Source organism: Pseudaminobacter soli (ex Li et al. 2025), assembly GCF_029892515.1.
GTDB lineage: Bacteria > Pseudomonadota > Alphaproteobacteria > Rhizobiales > Rhizobiaceae > Pseudaminobacter > Pseudaminobacter soli_A.
This window is the reverse complement of record NZ_JARXVF010000014.1, coordinates 49,776-70,808: the sequence shown is the minus strand read 5'-3', so window position 1 is coordinate 70,808 and position 21,033 is coordinate 49,776. Positions and strand designations below refer to the sequence as shown.

Annotated in this window: 20 protein-coding genes and 1 pseudogene; 13 read left to right on the top strand and 8 right to left on the bottom strand. The window is 59.6% G+C overall.

Annotated features, from left to right (window positions below):
- Positions 1 to 6 precede the first annotated feature (6 nt).
- From M2281_RS28610 to M2281_RS28585, 6 genes are read left to right on the top strand one after another with little or no spacing between them, the layout of a single operon-like run.
- Positions 7 to 198: a hypothetical protein gene (locus M2281_RS28610; protein ID WP_280824604.1), complete on the top strand. Its 192-nt coding sequence runs from the start codon at positions 7 to 9 to the stop codon at positions 196 to 198.
- Complete coding sequence (locus tag M2281_RS28605; protein WP_280824603.1) at positions 195 to 806, top strand: hypothetical protein; 612 nt, start codon at positions 195 to 197, stop codon at positions 804 to 806. Before M2281_RS28610 ends, M2281_RS28605 begins: the two co-directional genes overlap by 4 nt.
- Entirely contained in the window at positions 806 to 2,026 is a 1,221-nt protein-coding gene (locus tag M2281_RS28600) for a S8 family serine peptidase (RefSeq protein ID WP_280824602.1), read from the top strand. The genes M2281_RS28605 and M2281_RS28600 overlap by 1 nt, the downstream gene beginning before the upstream one ends.
- Before the next feature lie 4 nt (positions 2,027 to 2,030).
- Complete coding sequence (locus tag M2281_RS28595; RefSeq protein WP_280824601.1) at positions 2,031 to 4,919, top strand: hypothetical protein; 2,889 nt, start codon at positions 2,031 to 2,033, stop codon at positions 4,917 to 4,919.
- On the top strand, positions 4,916 to 5,239 hold the full coding sequence (locus M2281_RS28590) for a hypothetical protein (protein ID WP_280824600.1): 324 nt from the start codon (positions 4,916 to 4,918) through the stop codon (positions 5,237 to 5,239). The genes M2281_RS28595 and M2281_RS28590 overlap by 4 nt, the downstream gene beginning before the upstream one ends.
- Positions 5,232 to 5,891 (top strand): DUF3102 domain-containing protein, encoded by a 660-nt coding sequence (locus M2281_RS28585; protein ID WP_280824599.1) that lies wholly within the window; start codon positions 5,232 to 5,234, stop codon positions 5,889 to 5,891. The genes M2281_RS28590 and M2281_RS28585 overlap by 8 nt, the downstream gene beginning before the upstream one ends.
- Positions 5,892 to 5,902: 11 nt before the next feature.
- Here M2281_RS28585 and M2281_RS28580 read toward each other — a convergent pair whose 3' ends face one another.
- From M2281_RS28580 to M2281_RS28570, 3 genes are all read right to left on the bottom strand, one after another.
- Positions 5,903 to 6,055 (bottom strand): hypothetical protein, encoded by a 153-nt coding sequence (locus tag M2281_RS28580; RefSeq protein ID WP_280824598.1) that lies wholly within the window; start codon positions 6,053 to 6,055, stop codon positions 5,903 to 5,905.
- A gap of 332 nt (positions 6,056 to 6,387) precedes the next feature.
- On the bottom strand, positions 6,388 to 7,503 hold the full coding sequence (locus tag M2281_RS28575; RefSeq protein ID WP_280824597.1) for a tetratricopeptide repeat protein: 1,116 nt from the start codon (positions 7,501 to 7,503) through the stop codon (positions 6,388 to 6,390).
- Between the two features lie 470 nt (positions 7,504 to 7,973).
- A complete protein-coding gene (locus M2281_RS28570; RefSeq protein ID WP_280824596.1) occupies positions 7,974 to 9,416 on the bottom strand; it encodes a DUF1254 domain-containing protein in 1,443 nt (480 codons plus the stop codon).
- 541 nt (positions 9,417 to 9,957) lie between these two features.
- On the opposite strand from M2281_RS28570, the gene M2281_RS28565 reads away from it, so the two are divergent.
- Positions 9,958 to 10,185, top strand: coding sequence for a hypothetical protein (locus M2281_RS28565; RefSeq protein ID WP_280824595.1), 228 nt, complete (start codon positions 9,958 to 9,960; stop codon positions 10,183 to 10,185).
- A 69-nt stretch (positions 10,186 to 10,254) separates the two neighbouring features.
- On the opposite strand, the gene M2281_RS28560 is transcribed toward M2281_RS28565, so the two are convergent.
- The 3 genes and pseudogenes from M2281_RS28560 to M2281_RS28550 form a co-directional block, all read right to left on the bottom strand.
- Complete coding sequence (locus M2281_RS28560; RefSeq protein ID WP_280824594.1) at positions 10,255 to 10,521, bottom strand: DUF1883 domain-containing protein; 267 nt, start codon at positions 10,519 to 10,521, stop codon at positions 10,255 to 10,257.
- A gap of 990 nt (positions 10,522 to 11,511) precedes the next feature.
- Positions 11,512 to 11,634, bottom strand: a pseudogene (locus M2281_RS28555) (outer membrane protein); the annotation flags it as partial.
- Positions 11,635 to 12,097: 463 nt separating this feature from the next.
- Positions 12,098 to 12,454, bottom strand: a complete 357-nt coding sequence (locus M2281_RS28550; RefSeq protein ID WP_280824593.1) for a DUF6232 family protein — start codon at positions 12,452 to 12,454, stop codon at positions 12,098 to 12,100.
- Positions 12,455 to 13,000: 546 nt separating this feature from the next.
- Here M2281_RS28550 and M2281_RS29330 point away from each other — a divergent pair.
- Together M2281_RS29330 and M2281_RS28545 are read left to right on the top strand one after the other, a co-directional pair.
- The gene (locus tag M2281_RS29330) at positions 13,001 to 13,258 is read left to right on the top strand and encodes a DUF2188 domain-containing protein (protein WP_425537827.1); all 258 of its coding nucleotides are present in this window, start codon (positions 13,001 to 13,003) and stop codon (positions 13,256 to 13,258) included.
- Between the two features lie 141 nt (positions 13,259 to 13,399).
- Positions 13,400 to 13,804, top strand: a complete 405-nt coding sequence (locus tag M2281_RS28545; RefSeq protein ID WP_280824592.1) for an OsmC family protein — start codon at positions 13,400 to 13,402, stop codon at positions 13,802 to 13,804.
- 115 nt (positions 13,805 to 13,919) lie between these two features.
- Here the strand turns inward: M2281_RS28545 and M2281_RS28540 are convergent, their stop codons facing one another.
- Complete coding sequence (locus tag M2281_RS28540) at positions 13,920 to 14,543, bottom strand: hypothetical protein (RefSeq protein ID WP_280824591.1); 624 nt, start codon at positions 14,541 to 14,543, stop codon at positions 13,920 to 13,922.
- A 524-nt stretch (positions 14,544 to 15,067) separates the two neighbouring features.
- Positions 15,068 to 15,865: a DUF4337 domain-containing protein gene (locus M2281_RS28535; protein WP_280824590.1), complete on the bottom strand. Its 798-nt coding sequence runs from the start codon at positions 15,863 to 15,865 to the stop codon at positions 15,068 to 15,070.
- Between M2281_RS28535 and M2281_RS28530 the strand changes: the two genes are divergently transcribed.
- The 4 genes from M2281_RS28530 (at position 15,851) to M2281_RS28515 (ending at position 21,028) form a co-directional block, all read left to right on the top strand.
- Complete coding sequence (locus tag M2281_RS28530) at positions 15,851 to 17,068, top strand: MHYT domain-containing protein (protein WP_280824589.1); 1,218 nt, start codon at positions 15,851 to 15,853, stop codon at positions 17,066 to 17,068. The genes M2281_RS28535 and M2281_RS28530 overlap by 15 nt on opposite strands.
- A gap of 165 nt (positions 17,069 to 17,233) precedes the next feature.
- Complete coding sequence (locus M2281_RS28525; RefSeq protein ID WP_280824588.1) at positions 17,234 to 18,097, top strand: FAD binding domain-containing protein; 864 nt, start codon at positions 17,234 to 17,236, stop codon at positions 18,095 to 18,097.
- A 13-nt stretch (positions 18,098 to 18,110) separates the two neighbouring features.
- Positions 18,111 to 18,611, top strand: a complete 501-nt coding sequence (locus M2281_RS28520) for a (2Fe-2S)-binding protein (protein ID WP_280824587.1) — start codon at positions 18,111 to 18,113, stop codon at positions 18,609 to 18,611.
- Complete coding sequence (locus M2281_RS28515) at positions 18,608 to 21,028, top strand: aerobic carbon-monoxide dehydrogenase large subunit (RefSeq protein ID WP_280824586.1); 2,421 nt, start codon at positions 18,608 to 18,610, stop codon at positions 21,026 to 21,028. The genes M2281_RS28520 and M2281_RS28515 overlap by 4 nt, the downstream gene beginning before the upstream one ends.
- Positions 21,029 to 21,033 lie beyond the last annotated feature (5 nt).

Sequence of the window (21,033 nt, the reverse complement as noted above, 5' to 3'; positions counted from 1 at the left end):
CAGACCATGTTTCGGATGGGACTTGGACTCGGCGGCTACAGCTTCGGCTACGGGACGAAGCGTGTCAGCAAAGACACGCCACCGCCCACCAAGGCCTTTGCCCTGCTTCTCTCGTCGATCGACGAGCTAGATCAACCAACTGCGTTGCTGCTGTCCGGGACAGAGACCGGCGCACTCAAGCTTGGAGACGCCTCATGACCATTGAACTCGGCAAGGAACTCCTGCAGCTCGGCGGTGGTACCGGCCTTACTTCGGCCGAGGTGGCTGGCGCGAAGGGCCTCTATGTTGTCGACGCTGACGGCAACTCTCGCTTCGTCAGCTTCGCAAACCTGAAGACGGCCATCAACACCAGTCCGACGGTGGTGCCATCGAGCGTTCCACATAGGGGAGCGCGGGTTGTGAGAACCGGAACGTTGGTTGTACCAGACACTAACGAGAACGCGATCTCTTGGCAGTCAGCGGACTTCAACACGGATTCAATCTGGTCGTCGGGGGCACCTACGCGCCTGATCGTTCCGGTTGGGGTAACAAAGGTATCTCTCACCGGAGGGGTCAGATCAACGGCTTCCTCTGCCACCAATAACTACGCAGTCATCCGAAAGAACGGAACGACCTATTTCGCTAGTTCTGGGATGTCGACCGGCTTTTCCAACGGATCAGTTGGCTTGGCGACCGGTGTTATTGCGGTTTCTGCGGGTGACTATTTCGAATTGCTGTATGCGTTCAATTCAATCACCGGCTCGCGAACGATAGTCAACGAGCCGCGCACCTTCTTTTCCATGAACGTCGTGGAGGCCAGTATCTGATGGGCGTCCTCGTCGTCATCAAGCAGGAGCAGGATCGCGGGGAATGGATTGCTGCGCTCGACGCATCGGGGCTGACCTGGGCCGACTTTGAGAGCCTGCCGTGCATCTTCAGGATCGAAGGCACGACGCCCGCCGATTTCCCCCTGAAGGATCATCCCGGCATTGAAAGCATCGAGCCCGATGATCTTACGGGTAAGCCTGCCGAGCAAGCGATCACCATTGACGTGATGCTGGATCAGGGATCGTGGGCGCTGCCGCGTATCATCCGGCGCCGGGCACCGTGGAACGTCGATCGGCTACAGCACCCAATTGACACCTATTTCCGCTGCAATCGCGACGGCACCGGAGTCGATGTCTACGTTATGGATACGGGCATAGACACGGCCCGCCCCTGCTTCGGCGGACGAGCGACAAACATCTACGAGTTTTTCTCGTCAGGCGGCAAAGGAGACGACGTTGGGCACGGAACGGCGGTGGCGTCCTGTGCAGTTGGGGATGAGGTTGGTATCGCGCGAGGAGCCCTTGTCTGGGGTCTAAAGATTGGTCAGGCACCTAACGGCAACAGCGCCCCTTCAGCGCTGATTGCGGCCATTGGGCAGATGCTAACCCACTACAACGGAAGGGCCGGCACCAACCGACCGGCTGTCTGCAACGTTTCCTTCTCCTTTGCCACGTCGACAGCCGTTCTTAACGCCATAGCCGGCGCCATCGACGCCGGCATTGTCATGGTCGGCTCTGCTGGCAACGATGCCGTAAATCTATCGACGGGCGATGTCTTGCCGGCCATGGCACCAGACGCCGTGTGCGTCGGGGGCAGCGGGATGGCTGACCTCCCATACTACGCCTACAACGTCGGGTTTTCCGGGCTCCCCACCTACGGCACCAATTACGGCATTGCGGTTGATATTCTCGCTCCATCGCAACGTGTCAGGCAGGCCGCCGCTTCCGTAATGGGTGTCGGCAGTTGGCGCACCGGGACCGGAACTTCCTACGGCTCACCACTGACTGCGGGTGTGATTGCGTGCATGTTGCAGGGGAATCCGCGCCTCACAAGCCGTGCTAAGGTGCAGGCGGTAAAGGCGAAGCTCACCTCCAACGCGACCAGTGGCAAACTGCGCAGCGACTTCGGGCTCTCGCCGCTTCCCGACCGCATCCTCTATCTCGACCCCAATCAGGCAGCGCCGGAACCGATCCCGGGCCTGCAGAACGTGGAGGCCTGAAATCATGTCCGGACGTCAGACAATCCGCCAGCGCATCGCCTTCGACGGCGGCGAGGAAATGAAAGCCCAGCTCAAGGCCCTTGGCGAGGTCGGTGAGAAGGCGTTCCAGAAGATCGAAGCGGCTACCAAACAGGCGGATTTCGCCAAGCTGGGTGCCTCGCTAAACCGCGTCGGCGCCGATCTTGCCACCGTCGGCAAGCGCCTCGCGCTGGCCTTCGGAGCGATCACGACCGCAGCCGGCGCGGCCGGTGCTGCTGTGCTTGTCATGGCCAAGTCTGGGGCGGAAGCCGCCGACTCCGCCGGCAAGGCTGCCCAGGCCGCTGGCATGCAAGTCGATGCCTTCGGCAGGCTCGCCTATGCGGCAAAACTCGCTGACCTGTCTCAGGAAGAGCTCGGTGCCGGCATGTCGCGCCTGAACAAGGCCATCTCTGCGGCTGCATTGGGATCGAAGAACGAATCCGATCTGTTCAAGCGGCTCGGCGTTTCGCTCCGTGATGCCAAGGGTCACCTTCGTCCGACCGAGGCCGTCCTTCAGGACGTCGCGCAGGCGTTCAAGCGCATGCCTGACGGTGCCAGGAAGTCGGCGCTGGCCATGGAGTTGTTCGGCAAGAGCGGCGCCAAGATGCTGCCGTTCCTCAATGCCGGCAAGCAGGGGCTGATCGACCTCGGCAAGGAGGCTGAGCGGCTCGGGATCGTCTTCACCAAGGAACAGGTGGCGATCGCCGAGGACATGAACGACACGCTGACCGGGCTCGGCAAGGCCGTGAGCGGCGTCCGCATGCAGATGGGGCTGCTGTTTGCGCCGGCAATCACGACTGGCACCAAGGCGCTGCGCGATATGATCGTCCGCAACCGTGCCGCTATCCTCGACTTCGCCAATGGCGCGATCCGGCAGGCCACCGTGCTGGTCGGTGATTTCTTCGCCGCGCTCAGCGGGCGAGACGCCGACGTTCAGAACCGCTGGATCATCGAATGGCGGGACTCGATCGTCCAGTTCGGCAAGGATGCCCTTTCGGTGGTCAATGGCGTGGTGCTGCCCGCCTTCAAACTGGTCCGTGAGGCTGCCACAGGCGTCACCGCGGCGATCAACAGTCTGTTCGGCACCAATCTGTCGGGCGGGCAGCTGCTGCTCACCGCGTCGCTTATCCAGTTGATCGGCGGCTTCCGCCTGCTGAAATCGACGATCATGCTTGCAGTGGAGGCGATTGCCCTACTCAGCCGGGCGATGCTGGCCAACCCGTGGACAATCGCGCTTGCGGGTGTTGCCGGCGGAATCGCGCTTTGGGCGACCCGGACAGGTGAAGCCACGCGAGCCTTGCAGGTCCACCAGGATTTGGTGGGCAAGGTCAGGGACGCCTATGACCAGGCCGGCCGTAAAGTCGCGGAGATGACGCAGCAGGTGAAGGATCAGGCATTGATCCAGGCGCGCCTGTCTCAGGAAGCTGCCAACAAGGGCCTCTCTGCGGCGATCGATGACGCGATCAATGCGATTGAACAGTTCGACGGCCTCCTGCCTCATGCCGCCGATAAGCTCTTTGAAGTGTTCAAGCAGTTCAAGAACACACGGGATGTGCAGGCATTTCGTGAGGAGGTTTCGAGGCTCGGCGCGGCCAGCCCGGAACTTGGCAAACTGGCGCAACAGTTTCTTGATCTGACACAGGCGCCTCATAAGCTCGCCCAGGATGCTGCCGAGAGCGCCAACTGGATAAATCTGTATACTGGCGCGATCACCGACTCCCAGTTTGCACAGCGTCAAGCTGCGCTTGGCATTGCCGGTTATTCCGACTCGATTAAGAACAGCGCCACCGACATCAGGACCGCCGGCGAAGCGGTCGCGCAGACCAATGCCAAGGTCGAGGATCTCGGCAAGACCATCACCGTCACTAAGTTCGGTGCCAACGGCCCAGTCAAGCAGGTCTATGAGTTCGTCGACGGCGTTGCTCGGGCGGTCGATCAGTCCAAGACTTCCCTAGGCGATCTCGAGCAATCCGCATCGCAGACCAGCCAAGCAATTCAGGGCGTTTCCTCGGAGGTCGCGGGCGCCATCAGGTCGGTGCCGGAAGCGTTTCGATCGGACACGGCCACGGCTGCCGTCGATAGCGTCGTTGCCGACGTGGACCGGATCGCACCGGCCGCTCAGCAGGCCGCCGGACAGGTGCAGACCGCACTGGCTGGAATTGGCAACATCGACAACGGCACTGCTGCCCAGGCCGCAGACGCAATCCTGAAGCCCTTCGAGGATCTGCCCAGCAAGATCGACGCGATCCTCACCTCGATCAAGGGTGTGGCTCAGGGTGGTTTCTCTGCCCTGGCTGCGACGGTGCGACAGATGAGCGGCGAGATCACCACCATGATCAACAGCATCATTTCCGCTCTACGTCAGGCAGCTGCCGAGGCCTCCAAGCTGCGATCCTCCGCCTCCTCGTCCTCGTCGTCGCGCTCTGGCCGCGGCTTCTCGCGTGGCGGCTTCCTCGGGTCAGGTCCGGGCACATCGACCAGCGATAGCATCCCGGCATGGTTGAGCGTCGGCGAGTTTGTCGTCCAGGCGGCGGCAGTGCGGAAGTTCGGCGTCGATTTCTTCGCCGATTTGAACCGCGGCCTCATGCCAGCGATCAAAGGCTTCTCAGGCGGCGGGATCGTGAATGGGCTGCGCGCGCGGCTTTCAAGCTTCAACATTCCGCAGTTCGCCAGTGGCGGCCTTGTCGAGCACGCGCTGGCGTCGGCTGGCGGCGGCGCAGCGATGAAATCCTTCGACCTGCATCTTCACACGCAGGGCGGCACGCAGGTCTTCACAGGCTTGATGTCGCCCGCAGAAACTGCCGCGCAGCTGCAGCGTCACGTCGCCGGCAAGACCAGGATTTCCGTAGGCCGCAAGCCGGGATGGTACAGATGAGCGACGCGAACGAGCTATTCGATCCCGCCACGATCCCGACGCACGGCCAGCAGCACGCGGCCGGCGTGCGGGCAAACCAGGCCGCGTTTCAGGAGAAGTTCGGGGATTTCAGGAAGCACCACATTGTCGGATGCCAGATCGGACCGGCACCCCAGGGTGAATGGGTCGGAATTCAGTTCGAGAAGGAGGACGGCGACGTGGTGAAGATCGCGATTCCCTACACACTCTGGCAGGGCTTCGGAAACGAATATTGCCTGGCGATCATGAGCGCCGGCGAACTGCTGCAAACGGCTTATGGCGAGGCGCGTGGCAATGGCTGATCAACTGGCTGGCATGATCGTTGATCCCCAAGTGCAATTTCTGTGCGATGAATTTTCGGTACGGATTATCTCGAAGTCTGCCTATCCAGGGCCCGGCGAGACCAGGGCGGTAGCCACGATCGGCCGGCTTATTCGCAACCATGGCGAAGCGCATGCTCGCCTCGTGTTGACCGTTCTGATGGAATGCAAAGGCAACCATGCGCTCATTGACGAAATGGCACTCAAAGCCGTCTCCAGCATAGTGTTGGCTTGCGCCGACATGATTGAGGACGATGCGTCGGCGTTCCTCGACCTGTTCGACAAGATCCCTTTTGGCCATCTCATGATGCTGGCGAATGAGCTGCGCGGCATTGTTCCTCAGGGCCATGCACTTTCGGGAATGCTTTACCTTGTGGCGCGACGCTCGGCGACGTTGACGGGCCGAGAGGCTTCTCCGGGCATGCAGACCGCAGCGCGCATCAGCGAGGCCGCCAAGGGGCGGGAAATGCCATGCCGGCGTCGCCTTCGCGAAGAGGAGAAGATCGCGCTTGGCCGCAGGCTGATCGAGGTGAAAGCCACCTTGCCGCACGGTCATTGGGGCTCATGGCTGAAGAAGCAGGGCGTCCCGATAAGCTCTGCGCACCAGGCGATGAGGCTGGCGAAAGCCGCCTGACGGTATGCCGACTACTTGATGCTGCGAAATATCACGTAAATGGTGAATGCAGTAAGAACTAGGAAGACAGCCGCCTGGATGGTGAGCCATCCGCGGTGTTTCGACCAGCGGCCGTCCGTCATCCAAGTCGTCAGGCTGCCGAGAAGATCCAGAAGATCAAGCATCAGTGATGCTCATGCATCTTTGCCGATCTAGCAGGAAGTGTTGCATTCTTGCTACGTCTATCCAAGTTGCTGGCTTCCTGCTCTATGCGCTGAGTCAAAAACGGGATGAGGCGCTTCACGCGAGATAGTGTATGCTGAAATATGTCGGTATTTATTTCTCTGCAATATTAATAGCTTACAGTATTGCTGCCGTCTTTCTATCTGCCCAGTGCAAAAACTGGGAGGATTTTACGCCCAACAATAATAGCCCTAGGGACTGCAGCTATGCCTCGTATTTTGTACCTTCATTTGTGCGCGGTGCAAAATGAGCAACTGCGAAGCTCGCGGAACTCCTACAGGGTCCCTTGCTCAGGTATCAGTTTCCTCTGTCTCATTGCATCCAGACGAGATTGGGCGTCGGCATTGCCCTGAGCAGCTGCCTTGGTGAACCAACGGGCAGCCTCTTCGTAGTCCCTCTCCACGACGATGCCGTCGTAGTACGCTGCGCCAAGATTTATCTGTGCGACAGCATTGCCCTGATCCGCGGCCTTGCGCCACCAACTCAGGGCGGCTTCGATGTTTCTGGGAGCGCCTTCACCGTAATAGTACGTATTGCCCAGTTTCGCCTGGGCCTCGGCATTGCCATGATTTGCGGCCTTGAGCCACCACAAGACTGCGGACGAACTGCTCTGGGGTACGCCCTTGCCATCCGAATAGCTGAACCCAAGTTGCAACTGGGCCTCCGGATCACCCTGTTCTGCAGCCTTACGGAACCATTTTGCAGCCTCAGCGTCGTTCGCTGATACTCCTCTGCCAAGCGCGTACATTACCGCGATGTTTAGCTGCGCTTTTCGATGGCCCTGATTGGCCGCCTTGGCCGTCCACGCGAAAGCTTGGACGTCGTCGTTCGGCACGCCTTTCCCCACAGCATAGTATGTGCCGAGACTGTACTGTGCCTGCGCATATCCGTGATCTGCAGCCTTGCGCAACCATTCGATCGCCAAACGGTCGTCCTGAGGCAGCCCTGCTCCTTGGGCATATAGGTAGCCAAGGAAGTACTGAGCCTCAATCTGTCCCGCCTGAGCGGCCTTACGAATCCATTGTGAGGCTGTTCCAAAATCCTTTTGGACGCCCTGGCCGGAAAGATACGATCTGCCGAGGCCATAAGCTGCATTTACATCGCCAGCTTCCGCAGCCTTGCGCCACCAGTATGCCGCTTTTGTGTCGTTCTGGGCGACGCCTTGTCCATGTGAATATAGCGCTCCCAGATTGTACTGCGCATAAGTGTCGCCTGCCTCCGCCAACCCCTTCCACTGATTGAATGCCTCGACATAGCTTTGGGCTTCGTAAGCGGCGAACGCCTTTCGGTTCTTGATGTAACCGCTGTTTAGAGCAAGGTAAGCTGAACCGACTATCAAAAGCACTGCGATAAGCGCCTTGATTGCCCCAAACTCTCTCGGTGAAATCATGAATGATCGCAATCGCCAGTCTGCAGATATTCTGTGCAATTCAATAGATTCGACTCTGCGCCCTTCCGCAAGGGGTCTGCAGGTTTCAGTTTCCGCGCTGGCGTGATGGGATAAAACTTCCCTCGGTAGTATTCGGAGGCAGGATGAGACAGCGCACTCTTCCGCACCCGCCTTGGGTCCTTCCAAGCGTCCCGCCAATGCGGGTGGGGCGGCAGCGCGCGCTGTCTCTAGGTGCGGACAGTGAAAAGGTGTCCGCAGTGTCCGCAGACGAGCGCCTACGGCCGCAAATCCGCGTTTGGGAGGTGTCCGCACCTGTCCGCAGTGTCCGCACAGAGGTGCTTATCCGATCTCCTATAGGTGGCAGGCGCGCCAAAGAAGCGGCCCCAGCTTTCGCCGGGGCCAGAGATCTGATCCACATAAGCCCGTTGTCTCACCCGAGGCGGCGGGCTTCACTGAGGAATAAAGCTGGCCTAGTCCACTTTGATTACCTGCGGAATCTTCCAGCTGCCGTCGAGGATTGAGGGCTGGGTCTCCTTGGGCCAGTACATTCTCAGCATCGCCAGGAAGTCGCCCTTCGGAGCCGGCAGCCAGTTGGCCTCCTTGTCCGCGCCGGGCGATTCATTCTGGAAGTAGAGCGTCAGCGAACCATCGGCGTTGAACTTCGGATTGTTACGCAGGCTGGCGGTGAACCTGTTCAGTGGATTGGGAACGAACCACCAGCCTTGGTCGATCATGTACATGGTAATCGACCAGAAGCCATTGACCGGCGGCGTCGCATCCTTGGCGAAGGTCAATGTATATTTGTGCGCACCTGTCAATTGCTGACCCGTAGCGTCTACCTCGGTGTAGGGATAGACCGCGTCAAGCTGCTGGTTCGCGGGCCAACCGAAGGCCGCGACAGTGGCGCGCTTGAGGTAGTCGGTGCCGTAGGTTCCGAGTCCCTTCGAGACGACCCAGCCGTTCTCTACTCCTCCCATAGAGGCTTTGTTGGCCTCAATCTTCTTCAGGGCAGATTGCGGGATGTCCTTCAGCGCCGACTGTACGGCCGGGTCGAGCTTGCTCATCTCGAAAGGTTGCCCAGGCACAATGCCGAGCGTGGCCATACGCGCGACCATTGGCGCATCCTCGGCTGCCGGAGACGCATCCTTAGCCATGAGCATAGCCATCAGATTGAAATAGCCCTCTGTCCCCATGGCAAGAATGACCGCCTGCGGTTTGTCGGTCATGCTGAATCCGGGATTCGGGTTCACCGGCGGTGCGATGGGTGTGTACGGTTTGCCCCAGGCGGAAAGCGGGGTGATCTTGTATTGCGCCTGCAGCTGGTTGACAGCTTTGTAGTCCTGCTCGGTGCCGTCAGCGTAGGTACGGCCCAAAATGACCATGTAACGCGTGGCGATCGGGAAATGCTTCATCCCCGCCGGGACCTCGCCTTCCCAGCCTGGGCCGGTGAACAGGTAATTGGCAGCCTTCCCGTCCGCGGTGCGCGGACTCGGCGATGACTTGGAATCCGCCATCCACAGGTCAGTGATCTCGAAAAGGTGGTAGCGGCTGCCCATATCGGGGTGGCTGAACACCTGAGGTTCGGTCAAGTCGAGCCAGGCAACCGAATACAATGTGTCGGCATTGGGGGCCGAGACGCCGCGGTAGTCCGCCGGTGGGTAACGGGGCACATTCACGAACTGCCCCATAGGAGCAGTAAGCCCCTCAATTTTTGGCACATTGCTCATTTGGACGCGCGTGACCTCGGTCGTCATAAGCGAGTAGCCGTAGATGTAGGCGTCTTCCGCGATCTGCTGCGCTTCCGCCGGCGACAAAGATTGGGCTTTTGCCGGGAGCATCTTCAACGTCCCGGCGGCGGCAGCGAGGCCGGCAGCACATGCTCCGTACATGAAAGTTCGTCTGGTGGCTTTCATCGTGGTTTCCTTTCGCAGGTCGCAAATCGAGGAGTTGCGCTGATGAAGACCTCACGACGATCGGTGCCTGCGAAAGGCTCAGCGGCGGTCAACTTGACCGCGCACGACAGGTCACCAAGCCCGAGAACACAAACCTCGGCGCAAAACTCATCGCCAACTACCCAACGATGGCTGCAACGGGCATGAGGAGATTTCGTTCCGACCGGTCTCGGCCCATTGAGATATTGCTGCGTTACCATCGATCTGGCGACAGTGATTTCAGAATATTCCGATCCCTATCAGAATAGTCCGATACGATCTTACGCCATATTGGTCTTTGACTTCCTGCCCTTCGGAGGTGCGATGCCTTCCGTCTCCAAGCTCTTGCGCAGGATGCCGGCGAGATCGTTCACGAGCGGCAACGGGGTTGGGCCGCTGACTCCCACCGGGATTTGGCCGCCGTCCCGATCCCCTGGGTTGCGACGGGTGTCAATGGCGAAATTTCGCAATTGAAGCGAGTTTTCCTTTGCTGATGATCAACGCTCGAAGGAGCGTGAACCAGATGGCACTGATCAGTTTCACTCTTGCCGAGGATCGCATAGGCGCATGGCATTTGGCGTTCGACCCGGATGAGCTTCATCTATTCGTCGGGCAGGCAGAGCCGGAATGCCTACCTGACCCGAAGAAAGGGATGATGATCGAGGATTTCTTGATCACAATCCCTCGCGGCGCACTTCATCGCCGGGCACACGAACGGCTGATCGAATTCCTTACGACGACGCTGTCCTGAACAATTTCCAGGCCGCGCGGGAGATCATCTAAACTCTGACCGGTGCCAAGCCACGGCGGAGTTTGAGGCTTAGCCTTTGATGTATTCAATGTTGTAGCGGATATTGGCACGCCCGCCATCTAGATCGATTACCGTGTTCCAGTGGCCATCACGAGGAATGACCACCCTAGCAGGGAAATGCGTGAAATAGCGTCCGTAGTGGTGGAAGCTGCGTCCGTGACAGTAGTGCTGGAAACTGGCATCATTCATGACCATGACGTTGCATTGGTGCGAACACTGGACGACGACAACGTCGCCGCTTTCTAGGTATTCGCGAGCGTGGATGAAGTCCGCCATCTCCCCCTCCTTGTAGACATCGCCATCAAAGCAAAGGCTGCCAAGGGAGTCGAGTCAGATGGACCCGAGCCTAAGTCACGCGAAACTTCGTCCTCAACTTGGGGGGGGCGCTACTCTGGAACCCGCCAGTCCGGTGACCCGCGCCCCTCCATTTCTATTGCAGACATCCCCACCGGGGATCAGATGCCATGAACCTGATCGAAGGCACCGGCGCCATCCTCCCCCCCTCCCGCCTTGGGTCCCTCCAACACAAAACGCAATGCGGGTAGGGCGGCAGCGCAAGCATCTCTAGGTGCAGAGGTCGAAAAGGTGTCCGCATGCGGCGTGGCATATCAGTTCGCGAGTTTGCCAGGCGGGCGGGCTGCGATGAAAAGGTTGTTCGCAGAAAGATCAAAAGCGGGCATCTCCCGGCTTTTTCAGACGGAAAACTCAATCCAGCCCATGTCGATCTTGACTGGCGTAATGGAATTGATGCGGACACCGTAAGTGCGGACACTGCGGACACTGCGGACACCGAAACGCTCGCAGCGGAGGCTGATCGAATTGTAAACCTTGAGGGACGCGCCCCGTATACCAAAGCCGAGGCGGAGCGGGAGCGTCAATGCGTCAGTAGTAGCCGCCAGCCTCACACGAATGGACAAGCCCGTTTAGCCCCAGGCGTCGTTGCGTCTGTGATCGCCCTTAAGCAAGTATTGGCTGCTGCTTCCCCAGCAGCACGAGACCCGGAGCCAGTCATACCCCTAGCCCCCCGTACCCCGGTGGCTTCGGGTCTCACCCCCGCAGGGCCATGCGGCCAAACCGATCACGAGCGAGTAAGGTGGCCCGACAATCCGCAAGGCAGGGGTATGGGGGAGCCTGCGACAGCCGGGCCTGCCCCGATTGGGGAATCGGGACAGAACATTCTAGCAGTTAGAAGATCGCAGCGGGCCCACTCCCGAAGGAAAAAGCCCCAGCTTTCGCCGGGGCCAGAGGTCACTGCGGGAGTGCAGATCAGAACTTGTAGGCGATGCCGATCCGGATGTCGTTGGTTCTCAGCTTGATCTTACCTTCGTCTTCGGTCCAGAGGTCGTGGAAGGTCTTGCTGCCAAAATCGGTGAAGCGATATTCTGCCCTCTTGGTATTTGCGCATCAGAAAGCGCGCAGCCTCGTCGGTGTGTGATGACAGGCGGGCGCCGGCGAGAACGCGTTTGATCTTTGCGAGGTCGGACGAGGATAAATACTGATGACTTGTAGGCACATCTTTCCTCCCGGGTTGTTGTTATTATCCCCCGAGGGCCACGATGCCCTACTTGGTAAAATGCTCCTATCGATGCGGGCGTCCAGAGCTTCGCGCGCTCACATTTTCCGAATGGCCCTGGAAGCTTGGATTTGCAGCGGCCTGCAGATAATCGGAACCACTACTCCGGCCGAGAGTTTTCTTGGGTGCACTTGTTCATGACCTGACAGGTGCTCCCTGGTGAAGCCCGTCGTCTCACGCGAGGCGGCGGGTTTGTTGCATTCAGGCAGACGTGCTCCTGGCAACGACCGGTGCGATAATTGCGCCGTCCTAGGCGGCCGGACCGATTCTAAGCGTCTGTCATCTCGTAACGGCATCTTCGATTGCTTGGCGCACGCTTTCGACCAACATCGCGTCATGAGAGCCTAGAGCGGTCACGTCACCACTTGTCGTCTTCAGGATCAATCTGCGTTTTTCGGGGACATTGTTCGCCAAAAATAAAAATGCGACAAAGGCAATCAGTCCAATCATCTCATGTATATTTGCCCCTACGATGAGACCTGCGATAATTGCAACAACGCTCAGGACGAATAAGAGTGTATTCTCTCTCTCGATTATGACGCTTCGAATGGTCACAATTGGGTAAGTGGCATTGCCGAACTTGGCAACGAATCTAGTGACCGTAATGTCGCCTGACTGAAACAGGACGCCTGCCATCTCAGAAACCCTCGCTTTTCCAGAATGATGCGCACAATCTCCTCGGCCGTGTCAATCGTTCTAGCCCCCCACCGTCTTGGGTCCTTCCGGCCGAAAAACCAATGCGGGTGGGGCGGCAGCGCGAACTGTCTCTAGCTACAGAAATTCCAGAGCACGTTTTTTGTTTATGTCTGCCAGGTTCAGAGCGGGCCAATCAGTCGGCGCGCAGGCCTCGGAAGGCTTGGGCCGCAAGGGCTTTCGGCGATCGACGGCATGGTTCGGCGTGGGTGTCGCGCCCACCTCGGAAGTAAAGGGGTGTGAACCCCCCCGCTTTACTTTACACTTTTGTCAACCTGGTTGACGCCTCGACGCTGCGATGATTGGCGGATTTGCGCCTGTTTCATGATTTAGGTGTCAAGTGTAAACCACCTTTGAACCGTCACACCTAGAGACAGCATGCGCTACCGCCCCACCCGTGTTGCCTTTTGACCCGGGAAGGACCCGCGACGGGGGGCCACCAGCCGATTGTCCAATGGACATTTGCCCCACCCGCTCTCATTCTCGACCATGCCCTCGAGGGAGGTTGCAATGACTAAGCGCAGCGTTTTCCACTCAGTGCCGACCAACACGGGTTGGAGGGTGCTCGAAGGCGGCAGGATGGTCTCCGCGCATCATACCCAAAAGCAATCTGAAGCAGCGGCCATAGCCGCAGGGCACGAGGCCCAAGATGCCGGTGGTCTCGGTCAAGCGGTTCTTCACAAGAGCGACGGGACAATACGCGAAGAGCGCACCTATGGAGCCGATCCCCGCAGGACGAAGGGTTGATCTCCCTAGCAGTCTCGACGATCGCAAGGCATCATGACGACCTTGTGCGTGCCCGCACTCTTGCCCGCCGCAAGGGCCTGGGCGAAGCTCTCATGACGAGCATTGTTCAGGACGGGCATGGCCTGACTTTGGGAGGATGAGGTGGTCGTCTCCACGGTTGAATTGCGGAACATTGCTGGAACTGAAGCCGCCTTGGGATGGGCGGGCAGCCATACGGTCGTTGTTGATCGGCCGGATGGCAAAGCGGGTGGGAAGGGCTTGGGTTTCAACGGTGCCCAACTGCTCGGTTTGGCGATCGGGGGATGCTACTGCAATGATCTTCGGTACGTCGCTCACGACCTCGGACAGGAGATCGGCGACATATCCGTTCGGGTCACTATCGATCTGGAGGGATCACCTCTCATCGCGACCAAAGCAGATGTAGCGGTTCATCTTGAGATGACGGATGGCAGCGACCCTTCAAACCTCATCAACAAGGCGTGGGAGGTTTGCACAGTCGCCAACTCCTTACGAAACGGCATTCCGATTTCATTGGCGAACTGTTAGAGCCGTGCCGCCTACCCGCGGAGGCGGCACGGCCGCGCCTCCCGCATATTTCGGATTTTTGAATTCCAATTTCGGTTTCGCTAACTAGGCAGCTAAGTGACTGAAAATATTCAAGTCACGATGTCAGATAACGAAATGGCGCGGTTAGCCGCTTCCAGAGGCTTTTGCTCGGATCCGGCTCCGGCACCGGTGGCAGCACCCCGAAATCTCGAGCCTCCTCCCACTCTTCTGGGCTAAGGATCGGAATCCCACGCCAGCGCGCAAAATCCATCTTTGCGGTCGCGCTGTGTGGATCTGAGCTGACCATCACCGTGATCTTTGAATGGACGCGATTGACCGGCTCCCAACCTGATTTCTCAGCCTCGGCCAAAAACTCCTTTCTTGGCCTGTCCATAGCTCCGGTGAAGCACACCACTGGCCTGCCGCTAAGTCCGACAGTGGACGGCACAAATTTGCGGGTCGCCAATCCCCGCCACCTCATGTTCCGGCGCCAGGAGGCCTTCCAGTCGTCTGGTGCTTTCAGTTTGCCCCTCAGTCGAGCCGATGCTCGGGCTGCCAGATCAAGATCGTCCGGGTGGACCATGGCGCGCTCACCGCAGACGATCGTCGCGTCAATATGGCTGCACCATCCCTCAAAGTAGCCATCGCATTGGCACGAACACGATTTCGACCCGGCAGAGATTTCGTAATAGACGTCGGCAAAGCGCTGCGAAACGCAGCGAAATTTGATGATCGACATGCTCCCCTCCCATATCCCGGAGATATCCGGAGCCGGAAAGGCGCAGACGTCAATTCATCCGAAAGGGGGATGCCATGGGCGGCCGGGTGCGAGAAATAACGCCGGGCGGCAAGCACACATAGGCGGAACGGTAAGTGAACGGTTGCTACGCTTTTTGCTACGCAACTGCGTAGCACCGACAGTGACGAAGGCGGACAGAAAGATCAAGCTGACGAGCTAATGGCTTGATTATACGAAACAAATAAGGATGGAACAAAACAGGAAGGTATGACAGTGAGCGAATTTCAAGACCGGTGCCTTAAACCGCTCGGCCATCCCTCCCGGCATTGATTTCGTTAGTTTTTATGGATTTCCTGCAGCCATGCGCAAGATCCATTTTTGCTACCGAATGTCTTTGCAGTTCGCCTTTACCGCGCCCCGGATCGCTGCGTCAACCTGTTCTGCGACATCTGGGACACTACAACTACCCACACGCTCGACTTGCTTTAGGGCGAACTGGGCCGCTCCGCCACTCTGACCTAGGCTCAGGATCCGACGAGCCCCCAGAGAAATATCCCTGCGCCAATAATGCCGAGCGCCACCGAACCGCGCCAAGCGAGGCGCTTTCGCGTCAATGCAGCCACCGCGCCCAGGGCAATGGCGACTTGCAGAAGTGCCACCGCGTTGGCGAAGAAGTGGTGGCGATGGATCAGTTGATCGGCCTCCAAGCCCTTCTCGTCGCGTTGGCTCTCGAGTTCCTGCGCCTTCTTCTGCGCTTGCCGCTGCTCGTCATTGTAGCGGGCAAGGTTCTTTTCGAATTCTGGCGGGATTGGCTTGTCCAAGCTCGAAAGAAGGCTCTTCTGGGATTCGAGGACGACGGCTTTGATGCCCTTGGCCTGGTAATAAGCCCATTGGTCCGACGCTTGCGTTTGCAGTTGTGTTGCTTCGGTCTTGAGTGCGAGCGCCTCATTGACCGAGCTACCCGCGAGCAACGAGGCGACCGCGGCCAATGCAGCAAACAGCGCGGTGGTCAGCGCTATCGTGCGAAGCAGCGCGGTGCCCTCTTTCTCCACCTCTTCGTGGATTGCCTCGTGCAGTTTTTCGGTGTCGACTTCGATCTCTTCTGGCATGGCGGCCCTCACCGGTTGCGTATCAGCGTAGCCTAAAATTGCGCTTGGTTGTAGCCGGCTCTCGTCGCAGGCCAGGGTTGCCCGGCGATCGCTCGCCAGGAGAAGGCGCCAATTGTTGTCAGTAGAGCGCTGACGCATATAGTGTTGCGCACAGGAGAAGGTACGCTCGGGCAACGATACACGCGTGCCGGTGCCGATATGCTCGAAGGGCATAATCCATATCTCGTCGCGCTTTCCATTCTGGTTGCCATACTGGGTGGCTACACCGGTTTTGGTCTCGCAGCGCGTATTCGCGGCACGCCAGGTTTTAGGCGCAGGCTTCTTCTTGCCGGCGCCACATGCTTTCTGGCACTCGGAATCTGGACCATGCATTTCGTGGGCCTGCTCGCTACCCAGACGCCGCCGGGCACCAACTATCTTGTGCTGCCGACTGTCGTGTCCTTCCTCATTTGCGCGCTGGTCGTCGGCGTCTCGCTGTTCTTCATCAGCATGGGCGAACCCTCGGAAATGAGGGTCGCTGCCGCCGCTCTCCTGCTTGGGGCGGGCATCGTTTCAATGCACTATGTCGGCATTCGTGGTCTCAATGGTCCATTCCGGATAGAGCATGACCGCGTGATGGTCCTGCTCTCCGTCCTGATTGCCGTTGCCACGGCTTATGGCGGATTGCACATCTTCATGGCGCACCATGTCGGCAGGCGGCTGGCGCTCAGCGCCATTGCATTCGGCATCGCCGTTTCGGGCATGCACTACACCGCAATGCACGGCATGCATTTCATACCCGCGGCCGAGGCGGCGCATCCGTTGTCAGGAGTTGAGGTGTCGCCGCAGGATCTGTCGCTGGTCGTTGCGCCTCTGTGCTTTCTGATCGCGGCCGGCTTTCTCCTCTTTCTCGTCCCCGAACCGCGTGCGCCGTTAGAACCAGGGCTGCCCGATGAAACTCCGTCATCGCCCGACACCATTGTCGAAGGCCCGGCCTTCGAAAGGTCTGGGCGCGAAACGAGTGGGCCGCATCTTGCCGCGTCCCCGCTGGGCGGTCTAGGGCAGCCACGCATCCCTTCCGTATCGCGCCTGCCCGTGGAGGGCGTGGGAGGCACGCATTTCATCGACATCGGCGATATCCGCAGCGTGCGTGCCGACGCCCATTACACGCAGATCCATGACGGTGTGCGCGAACGTATGTGTCTGTGGTCGATCTCGGATGTGGAGGCGCGGCTCGATCCGGACCTGTTTTTGCGCGTGCACAGGAGCCATATCATCGCCATTCCGCATGTCGTCTTCATGCGTAGGGAGGGCGATGGAGCGATGGTGGAGCTCGATGGCCCTCACCCGCATATCGTCCCGGTGAGCCGCGCAAAGATTGCCGAACTGCGCACCCGTCTCGGCTTGGCCCGGAGAAACACACAGTCCGATAGGTAAGCTGACCTGACGCAGTTGGTGCTCGGCTCGCCCCATTTCGTGCGATTTTCCGACGCTCGTGACACACCCAGTTTGGGCGGATTGCACACCTGCGGCCCGAGGAACACGGTTCGGTCAGACGTTCGGATTCCGGGCATCCGGAACAAAGAACGGGTGGAGGAAACGATGATTCCAGGCCCTTTCGAATATCACCGGCCGACGACCATCGCCGATGCGGTCAAGCTCCTGTCCGATTTCGGCGACGAGGCGCGTCCGCTCGCCGGCGGCCACAGCCTCATCCCCATGATGAAGCTCAGGCTGGCAACGCCGTCTCACCTGATAGATTTGCACGCCCTGGAAGCTCTCAAGGGCATCCGGCACGAGGCCCAGAACATCGTGATCGGCCCGATGACCACACAGCATGAACTGCTGGGCTCAGACATCATCTCAAATTCCTTGCCGATCCTCCATGAGGCGGCATTGGTGATTTCCGATCCACAGGTTCGCTATCGCGGCACCGTCGGCGGCAATGTCGCCAATGGCGATCCCGGCAACGACATGCCGGCGCTGATGATGACACTGGGCGCAACCTATCGCCTCGTCGGCCCTGACGAGACGCGCGAAGTCGCCGCACGCGACTTTTACCAGGGCGCCTATTTTACGGCGCTGGAGCCGGGCGAAATCCTGACCGCCATCACGGTTCCCGTACCGCCGGCCGGACACGGCTATGCCTATGAAAAGCTGAAGCGCAAGGTTGGCGACTATGCCACGGCGGCGGCCGCAGTCGTCTTGACCATGTCGGACGGCAAGGTGGCAACCTGCTCGATCGGCCTCACCAACCTATCCGAAACACCTCTCCTGGCCGAAGACGCCGCGCAATTGGTGATTGGTACCGCGCTCGACGACGAAACGTTGAAAAAGGCGGCTGCCGCGGCCGAGGCGATCATGTCACCGGCCGCCGATGGGCGTGGCCCGGTCGAATACAGGAAGCATGTCGGCGGCGTCATGGTCGCACGCGCGCTGAAACGCGCGGCGAGCGTAGCCATTTGAGGGAGGCAGGACGATGACCAAAATCCATGTCACGATGACGGTGAACGGCACGCAGGTCGACGGGCTCGTCGAGCCGCGCATGCTCCTGGTGCACTTCATCCGCGAAAACCTGCAACTCACCGGCACCCATATCGGCTGCGAGACTTCGCATTGCGGCGCCTGCACCGTCGATCTCGACGGCATGTCGGTCAAGAGCTGCACCATGTTTGTCGTGCAGGCCGACGGCGCCAACATCACCACCATCGAAGGCATGGCCAATGCCGACGGCACGCTTTCGGCGCTGCAGGAAGGTTTTCGCATGATGCACGGGCTGCAATGCGGCTTCTGCACGCCCGGCATGATCATGCGCGCCCACAGGCTGCTGAAGGAACACCCGAACCCGACCGACGAGGAAATCCGGTTCGGCATTTCGGGCAATCTCTGCCGCTGCACCGGCTACCAGAACATCGTCAAGGCAATCCAATACGCTGCCGCCAAGCTGAACGGCGTCGAATTCAAGGAGGCCGCGGAATGAACGACATCACCCTTACGCGCGAGCAGCGCGAAGCCAAGCTTGAAGGTCTTGGTTGCAAACGCAAGCGGGTGGAGGACATCCGCTTCACTCAGGGCAAGGGCAACTATGTCGACGACCTGAAGCTGCCCGGCATGCTGCATGGCGATTTCGTGCGTTCGCCTCACGCCCATGCGCGCGTCAAATCCATCAACAAGGATGCGGCATTGAAGGTGCCCGGCGTGCTCGCCGTGCTGACGGCCGAGGATCTGAAGGGCGTCAACCTGGCCTGGATGCCGACGCTGGCTGGCGACGTTCAGATGGTGCTGGCCGACGGCAAGGTTCTGTTCCAGGGTCAGGAAGTCGCCTTTGTGGTCGCCACCGATCGCTATGCCGCCGATGACGGCGTTGCGGCCGTGGACGTCGAGTATGAGGCATTGCCGGTTCTTATCGATCCTTTCAAGGCATTGGAGCCGGATGCTCCAGTTTTACGTGAAGACATCAAGGACAAGAAAGACGGCGCGCACGGCCCTCGCCGGCATCCCAACCACATCTTCGAATGGACGGTGGGCGACCAGGAACTCACCGACGCAGCCTTCGGCAAGGCGGAGGTGACGATCAAGGAGCTGATTTCCTATCAGCGCGTCCACCCCTCGCCGCTCGAGACGTGCCAGTGCGTCTGCTCCTTCGACAAGATCAAGGGCGAGCTGACCATCTGGGGCACCTTCCAGGCCCCGCATGTCATCCGCACGGTGGTGGCGTTAATCGCCAAGCTGCCGGAGCAGAAGATCCACGTGATCTCGCCCGACATTGGCGGCGGCTTCGGCAACAAGGTCGGTGCCTACCCCGGTTACATCTGCTCTGCGGTCGCCTCGATCGTCACCGGTAAGCCGGTGAAATGGGTGGAGGACCGCATCGAGAACCTGACGGCCACCTCATTCGCCCGCGACTACCACATGACGGCCGAGATCGCGGCCACGAAGGAAGGCATGGTCACTGCGCTCCGCGTACACGTGCTGGCCGATCATGGCGCCTTTGACGCCTGCGCCGACCCGTCCAAATGGCCGGCAGGCTTCTTCAACATCGTCACTGGGTCTTATGACTTCCCGACTGCCTATGTCTCGGTGGACGGCATCTACACCAACAAGGCGCCCGGCGGCGTTGCCTATCGGTGCTCCTTCCGGGTGACGGAAGCCGCCTACTGCATAGAGCGCGCGATGGACATTCTCGCCCAGAAGCTCGGCATGGATCCTGCCGAACTCCGCATGAAGAATTTTATCAAGCCCGAGCAGTTTCCGTACCACTCCGCGCTCGGCTGGGAATACGACTCTGGCAACTACCAGACCGCGCTCAAGAAGGCATTGGAAACGGTCAAATATGAAGACCTCCGCAAGGAGCAGGCCGCCAGGCGCGAGGCCTTCAAGCGCGGCGAGACGCGCGAAATCATGGGCATAGGCGTGTCCTTCTTCACCGAGATCGTCGGTGCCGGCCCATCCAAGAACTGTGATATCCTCGGCATCGCCATGTTCGACAGCTGCGAGATCAGGCTGCACCCGACAGGCGCCGGCATCGCCCGCATGGGCACCAAGAGCCAGGGCCAAGGCCACGAAACGACCTATGCACAGATCATCGCATCCGAGATCGGGATACCTGCCGACGACATCACGGTCGAGGAAGGCAATACCGACACGGCGCCCTATGGTCTTGGCACCTATGGCTCGCGCTCCACGCCCGTAGCCGGTGCTGCGATCGCCACCGCCGCGCGGAAAATCAAGGCCAAGGCGCAGATGATCGCGGCCTACAAGCTGGAGGTCCACGAAGACGACCTTGAATGGGACGTCGATGGATTCCGGGTAAAAGGCTTGCCCGAAAAATTCATGTCGATGAAGGACATATGCTGGGCAGCTTACAATTCAGTTCCGCCCGGCATGGAGCCCGGATTGGAAGCGGTCAGCTACTACGATCCGCCCAACATGACCTATCCATTCGGTGCCTATGTCTGCGTCATGGACATCGACGTCGACACCGGCGTCTACAAGGTCCGCCGTTTCTACGCGCTCGACGATTGCGGCACTCGCATCAACCCGATGATCATCGAGGGACAGGTCCATGGCGGGCTTACTGAAGCCTTTGCCATCGCGATGGGCCAGGAAATCCGCTACGACGACACGGGCAACGTGCTGACCGGTTCGTTCATGGACTTCTTCCTGCCGACGGCTGTGGAGACGCCGCACTGGGAGACGGATTTTACGGTCACGCCCTCGCCGCACCATCCGATCGGCGCGAAGGGCGTCGGCGAAAGCCCGAATGTCGGCGGCGTGCCGGCCTTTTCCAATGCCGTCAACGACGCCTTTTCGTTCCTTGGCTCGACGCACATCCAGATGCCGCACGACTTCTGGCGCAACTGGCAGGCGGCAAAGCGGCTGGGGGTCACGGGGTAAGGAAA